Consider the following 5,733-nt stretch of genomic DNA (forward strand, 5'->3'; position numbering starts at 1 on the left):
ACCGCTCTTCCGATCTTCTGTTTGCTCTACCACTGGCCAGTGTCAATGAAATATTCCATCTTGATTTGAGCCGAACCAATATTGTCGACGGACAACTCACGATCATTGTTCGTGATAAGTCTATCCCACTGTTTTACTTGCAGAACTGGTTATCGCCTCAAGACGGAATGGTTGAATTTAGAAAAGGCCATGGCCATGTCGTGATTGTTCAAATTGGCAGTCAACGAGTTGGATTTGTGGTTGATGCTTTGATTGGCCAAGAAGAAGTGGTCATTAAGCCCCTTGATAAGCTTTTACAAGGTACACCGGGTATGGCAGGTGCGACAATTACCAGTGATGGACACATCGCACTCATTTTAGACGTACCAGACTTGTTGAAGCAGTACGCTGCCGCTTCAAGAATCTAGTTGCAGTCAGTAGATAAAAGGGAACCTATGGCGATTAAAGTACTCGTGGTTGATGACTCTAGCTTTTTTAGACGCAGAGTTAGCGAGATAATTAATGCGGAATCGCGATTAGAAGTGATGGATGTTGCCGTAAATGGCAAAGAGGCGGTAGAAAAAGCGAAAACTCTTAAGCCTGATGTCATCACCATGGACATTGAAATGCCGGTTATGGATGGCATTACTGCTGTTAAGCAAATAATGGCTGCCTGTCCAACACCGATTTTGATGTTTTCGTCTTTGACTCACGATGGAGCAAAAGCCACGCTTGATGCTCTTGATGCGGGCGCTCTTGATTTTCTACCTAAGAAATTTGAAGACATTGCACGTAACCGCGACGATGCCGTGTCATTGCTGCAACAGCGTGTTATTCAGATAGCCTCTAAGCGTGCGATGATGAGACGAGCGGCCCCTGCTGTTCGTCCATCAGCGAGCACATCGTCTTTGGCAACGAAGCCTGCAGTGGGAACTCGATTAACACGCCCTTCGGCTCCAACGGCAGCAACTCGATTTAAAGCCAGTGGTAAAAAGTACCAGTTAACAGCGATTGGAACCTCGACAGGTGGCCCTGTTGCTTTGCAGAAGATCTTAACGAAACTGCCGCAAAATTATCCACATCCTATTTTGCTCATTCAACATATGCCGGCCACGTTTACGTCTGCGTTTGCGAGTCGACTGAACTCGCTGTGTAAGATTGAAGTCAAAGAAGCGCAAGATGGTGATGTCTTGCGTCCGGGCGTCGCGTATTTGGCTCCGGGAGGCAAACAGATGATGGTTGACGGTCGACCGGGTTCGGCAAGGTTACGAGTCATAGATGGCGGCGAACGCATGAATTACAAACCTTGTGTCGATGTTACCTTCGGGTCTGCGGCTAAAATCTATACAGATAAAGTACTTTCAATGGTATTGACGGGTATGGGAGCGGATGGTCGAGAAGGCGCTCGAATGCTGAAGACAGCAGGAGCCACCATTTGGGCACAAGATGAAGAAAGTTGCGTTGTTTATGGTATGCCACAGGCCGTAGCAAAAGCGGGACTTTCTACCGAAGATTTACCGCTAGATCGTATTGCAGAGCGAATGCTCGTTGAAGTCGGTCTAGGGTAGGGGAACTGAATGATAGTTTGGAGCGTAGCAAACCAAAAAGGAGGCGTAGGGAAAACAACCACTACCGTCACCTTAGCGGGCTTATTAAGTAAGCAAGGACATAGAGTCCTATTGGTTGATACTGACCCACATGGTTCTTTAACAACCTACCTTGGTTATGATTCCGACGATGTGCCGGCAAGCCTATTTGATCTGTTTCAACTGAAAGAATACACCACTCAAACGGTTACACCTTTGATTTTGAAGTCAGATGTCGAGGGGATTGATATTATACCCGCTCACATGTCACTTGCGACGTTGGATCGTGTCATGGGTAACCGAAGTGGTATGGGTTTGATTTTGAAACGTGCACTTCTCGCATTGCGTGAACATTATGATTATGTCTTGATTGATTGCCCTCCTATTTTGGGTGTCATGATGGTTAATGCGCTGGCAGCAAGCGATCGTATCCTTATTCCGGTTCAAACCGAGTTTTTGGCAATGAAAGGTTTAGAGCGAATGGTCAGAACCTTAGACATTATGCAGAAATCGCGGAATAAAGCGTTTAAAGTCACCATCGTTCCGACGATGTATGACAAACGAACTAATGCTTCATTACATACGCTCAACCAGTTGAAAAAAGACTACCCAGATCAGGTTTGGAATTCGGCGGTTCCGATTGATACTAAATTTCGTGATGCTAGCTTGCGGCATTTACCGGTTTCCCACTTCGCAGCGGGAAGCAGAGGCGTATTCGCATACAAGCAATTATTATTATTTCTCGAGAGGTTAAGCATTAATGAGTAATTCATCGATGATTTCTAGTGAGCAAGCTCTCGATGACTACTTTACTGCGATGTTGGACGGAGAGGACACAGAAACTCTAGAGCCAGCAATGCCGGAAGCGAAAACTGCGCTTCTTGAGTCAGAACCCGAACCAGAATTAGAGCCAGAGCCGCAACCGGAAGCTCAAACGGAAAAGCGATTCTATAAACTTCATGACGACGACATCGCTGTTCCGAATCTGGAAGACGTAGAGCGACTCTTACAGCAGCTAGAATCAAGTAACCCTGTGGCTGAGCTCGATTTAGACGAAATTCTTGAGCAAAATACGCGACAGATAGCCGCGGAAAAAGAGGCCAAAGCGGAGCGAGAGGTTCAAGACTGGACCGTGGTAGAAGAGCCCGTAGTCGACGACGTTTTAATCGATGAAACGGTGAGCCTACAGGTAGAAGAAACGGCGTTTGTTGAACCTGTCATCGAAGCACCCATTATCGAAGAGCCGGTTCATCAAGTACAAGAAATCGTAGATCAACACGTTGATATTGAAACTGATATAGCGGTTGAGCAAGCAAATGAAAGCCCGGCCAAGGTTTGGCAAAGCACGAAACGAACTGAAGACTTTCAAGTCCTGTATTTTGATGTCAACGGTGTGATGTTTGCAGTACCGCTCGATGAATTGGGTGGAATCCATAGATTGGGCACACTGAGTCATCTTATCGGACGCCCAGGGTGGTATCTTGGTTTGCAAACAAGCAAAGAAAACCAACTCGATGTCGTCGATACGGCCGAGTGGGTGATGTCTGAAAAATTATCAGATGACAGCCATAAAGATCACTATCAGTATATTGTGATGTTGGGTGAAAGTATGTGGGGACTGGCTAGTACCGAATTAAAAGGGACTGAGTCGCTCAATACAGACAAAGTCCGCTGGCGTGAAATGGCAGGAAAACGCCCTTGGCTTGCGGGAATGGTAAAAGAAAAAATGTGCGCTTTAATTCACGTTGAAGAATTGATAGCTATGCTTAATGCAGGGCTTGATGTAAAAGCACTCGATAAATAACGTATTTGTGTCGGAAACGACTTAGAGAGGAAAAGGTATGTCTCAATCTAATGAAGTCGAAGTAAGAAAAGATCAGTCTAACGACGAAGTGCTTCAGTGGGTGACGTTCCAACTTGAAGAAGAAACTTATGGCATCAATGTTATGCAGGTGCGAGAAGTTTTACGCTATACGGAAATAGCGCCAGTACCCGGTGCTCCAGATTACGTATTAGGCATTATTAATCTTCGTGGCAATGTAGTTACCGTTATTGATACCCGTTCACGTTTTGGGTTGATGGAAGGTGAAATCACTGACAACACTCGAATTATCGTTATCGAATCAGAGAGACAAGTGATTGGTATCTTGGTTGATAGTGTTGCGGAAGTGGTTTACCTACGTTCTTCTGAAATTGATACCACACCAAGTGTTGGTACCGATGAAAGTGCTAAATTCATCCAAGGAGTCAGCAACCGCGACGGTAAGCTTCTTATCTTGGTTGATCTTAACAAGCTTCTTTCAGATGAAGAATGGGATGACATGGCTCATCTATAATGGCACCTGATTTCTTGTTTGAGGCTCCCATTATAGCGGGAGCACTGAGCCTGGTTGTTTTAGTGATGGGCTTGTTGGTCTATCGCTCTAAGTCAAATGCAAAAAAAAAGCATGAGATTTATCGTCGACAAATCCGAGGCTTGGATAAAGAACTGCAAAAGTCCAGTAAACAGTTACTTGAAGTTCGTTCCGTCGTTGTTGGCCTAGGTCAAAAGCTCAGTGAACAGCAAGATATCATCAAGCACTTAGATGAAAGGGTGTCTGAACTTGAACACGCAGATAGTGATGGCCGTCTTTACACCAGGGCGAGTAAAATGGTCCAACTTGGTGCTGGGTTGCATGAGCTAATTGAAGAGTGTGAGCTACCAAAAGCGGAAGCTGAACTTATGATGTCTTTGCAAAATAAGTTAACGGGAAAAGAAAAAGTCCCCCCATTGGAAAGCACACCAGACAAGCAGCCTCAACAGAGACCAAGAGCAGGTCATCATCGAAGATAACAAAAAAGGAAGCATTGCTTCCTTTTTTAGCACTTGTAACTAAAAAGTGGTAAATGAGACAAAAAGTGATTAAATATTAACAGTTCCTTACGTTGTTTCGTGACTCACGATGTGGATAGACTATTTCGTATAACGATGGCTGTGTTAATATAAGTTTCATGAATTTTCTTGATGACAACACATGCTAGAAGTAAAAAAGCTCACTGCCATTCGAGACGAAAGAGCCCTGTTTGAATCTTTGTCTTTTACCGTAAAAGAAGGGGAATTGGTTCAAGTGGAAGGCCGTAATGGAACAGGTAAAACCACACTGTTACGCATCATTACTGGGCTTGGCGACAGAGACGAAGGCGACATCTATTGGAATCAAGAAAATATAGAATCGAACCGCGAATCTTTCCATCAAGATTTGCTGTTTCTTGGTCATCAGACAGGGGTTAAGAGAGAGCTGACGGCTTATGAAAACCTTCATTTCTACCAATCCATCCATTCACCTGAATCTGATGATAAAAACGCTATTTTCAGCGCACTGACTAAAGTGGGCCTCGCGGGTAGGGAAGATGTACCCGTTGCACAATTGTCTGCCGGTCAACAACGTCGTGTCGCACTAGCACGTCTTTGGCTGAGTAAACAAAAATTATGGATTCTTGACGAGCCGTTGACTGCCATCGATAAACAAGGCGTTAAGGTGCTTGAAGCTCTTTTTCTGCAACACGCAGAAAACGGAGGCATCGTTATGTTAACGACGCATCAAGACATGTTTACAGATAACCCCAAGTTAAGAAAAATCAAATTAGGTAGCTAACGATGATCTCTACTATGAATACCATTGTTCGTCGAGAGCTATTGATCGCTTTCCGACGACAGGCTGATATTTTTAATCCGCTGTGGTTTTTTATCATCGTCATTACTTTGTTTCCATTGAGTATTGGACCAGAGCCAAACCTACTGGCTCGAATAGCTGCAGGGATTGTATGGGTAGCGGCATTGTTGTCCGCATTACTTTCGTTAGAGCGCCTTTTTCGTGATGACTTTCAAGACGGTGCTCTAGAGCAGATGATGCTTATGCCTATCCCACTGCCTGTCGTGGTGATTTCCAAGGTGTTTGCTCACTGGGTGTTGACAGGATTACCGCTGATTATCATTAGTCCTCTGTTATTGATTCTACTCTCTTTAGATTACGAGACGTGGAAGGCCGTGGTGTTGACGCTCATCATAGGAACACCTGCTCTGAGTTTTATTGGCGCGATCGGGGTTGCACTAACGGTCGGGCTACAAAAAGGCGGCGTATTACTCAGTCTGCTGATTCTGCCCCTGTATATTCCGATTCTGATTTTT

8 protein-coding genes are annotated in these 5,733 nt (G+C 44.9%); all 8 read left to right on the top strand.

What is annotated here, in order from left to right; genetic code table 11:
* The coding region (locus tag ACP45E_RS06520; RefSeq protein WP_198927695.1) for a chemotaxis protein CheW at window positions 1–407 on the top strand (407 nt) is incomplete at its 5' end.
* A gap of 27 nt (window positions 408–434) precedes the next feature.
* On the top strand, window positions 435–1,547 hold the full coding sequence (locus ACP45E_RS06525; RefSeq protein WP_017038069.1) for a protein-glutamate methylesterase/protein-glutamine glutaminase: 1,113 nt from the start codon (window positions 435–437) through the stop codon (window positions 1,545–1,547).
* Between the two features lie 9 nt (window positions 1,548–1,556).
* Window positions 1,557–2,333 carry a ParA family protein gene (locus ACP45E_RS06530; RefSeq protein ID WP_017035202.1) on the top strand — a complete coding sequence of 259 codons (777 nt, stop codon included), beginning with the start codon at window positions 1,557–1,559 and terminating at the stop codon, window positions 2,331–2,333.
* Window positions 2,334–2,340: 7 nt separating this feature from the next.
* Window positions 2,341–3,369, top strand: a complete 1,029-nt coding sequence (locus ACP45E_RS06535; RefSeq protein ID WP_017035203.1) for a chemotaxis protein CheW — start codon at window positions 2,341–2,343, stop codon at window positions 3,367–3,369.
* A 37-nt stretch (window positions 3,370–3,406) separates the two neighbouring features.
* Window positions 3,407–3,901, top strand: a complete 495-nt coding sequence (locus tag ACP45E_RS06540; RefSeq protein ID WP_017035204.1) for a chemotaxis protein CheW — start codon at window positions 3,407–3,409, stop codon at window positions 3,899–3,901.
* On the top strand, window positions 3,901–4,398 hold the full coding sequence (locus ACP45E_RS06545) for a DUF2802 domain-containing protein (protein ID WP_017035205.1): 498 nt from the start codon (window positions 3,901–3,903) through the stop codon (window positions 4,396–4,398). The genes ACP45E_RS06540 and ACP45E_RS06545 overlap by 1 nt, the downstream gene beginning before the upstream one ends.
* Window positions 4,399–4,579: 181 nt before the next feature.
* Complete coding sequence (gene ccmA, locus ACP45E_RS06550) at window positions 4,580–5,200, top strand: cytochrome c biogenesis heme-transporting ATPase CcmA (protein WP_017035206.1); 621 nt, start codon at window positions 4,580–4,582, stop codon at window positions 5,198–5,200.
* Between the two features lie 2 nt (window positions 5,201–5,202).
* Window positions 5,203–5,733 (top strand): heme exporter protein CcmB (gene ccmB, locus ACP45E_RS06555; RefSeq protein ID WP_069584816.1); only part of this gene is annotated, 531 nt, incomplete at its 3' end.

It is taken from the genome of Vibrio genomosp. F10 str. 9ZD137 (assembly GCF_049974785.1).
GTDB lineage: Bacteria > Pseudomonadota > Gammaproteobacteria > Enterobacterales > Vibrionaceae > Vibrio.

Coding starts and splice junctions, on each gene's coding strand:
- ACP45E_RS06525 (WP_017038069.1), top strand. CDS start 435: ATGGCGATTAAAGTACTCGTGGTTGATGACTCTAGCTTTTTTAGACGC.
- ACP45E_RS06530 (WP_017035202.1), top strand. CDS start 1,557: ATGATAGTTTGGAGCGTAGCAAACCAAAAAGGAGGCGTAGGGAAAACA.
- ACP45E_RS06535 (WP_017035203.1), top strand. CDS start 2,341: ATGATTTCTAGTGAGCAAGCTCTCGATGACTACTTTACTGCGATGTTG.
- ACP45E_RS06540 (WP_017035204.1), top strand. CDS start 3,407: ATGTCTCAATCTAATGAAGTCGAAGTAAGAAAAGATCAGTCTAACGAC.
- ACP45E_RS06545 (WP_017035205.1), top strand. CDS start 3,901: ATGGCACCTGATTTCTTGTTTGAGGCTCCCATTATAGCGGGAGCACTG.
- ccmA (WP_017035206.1), top strand. CDS start 4,580: ATGCTAGAAGTAAAAAAGCTCACTGCCATTCGAGACGAAAGAGCCCTG.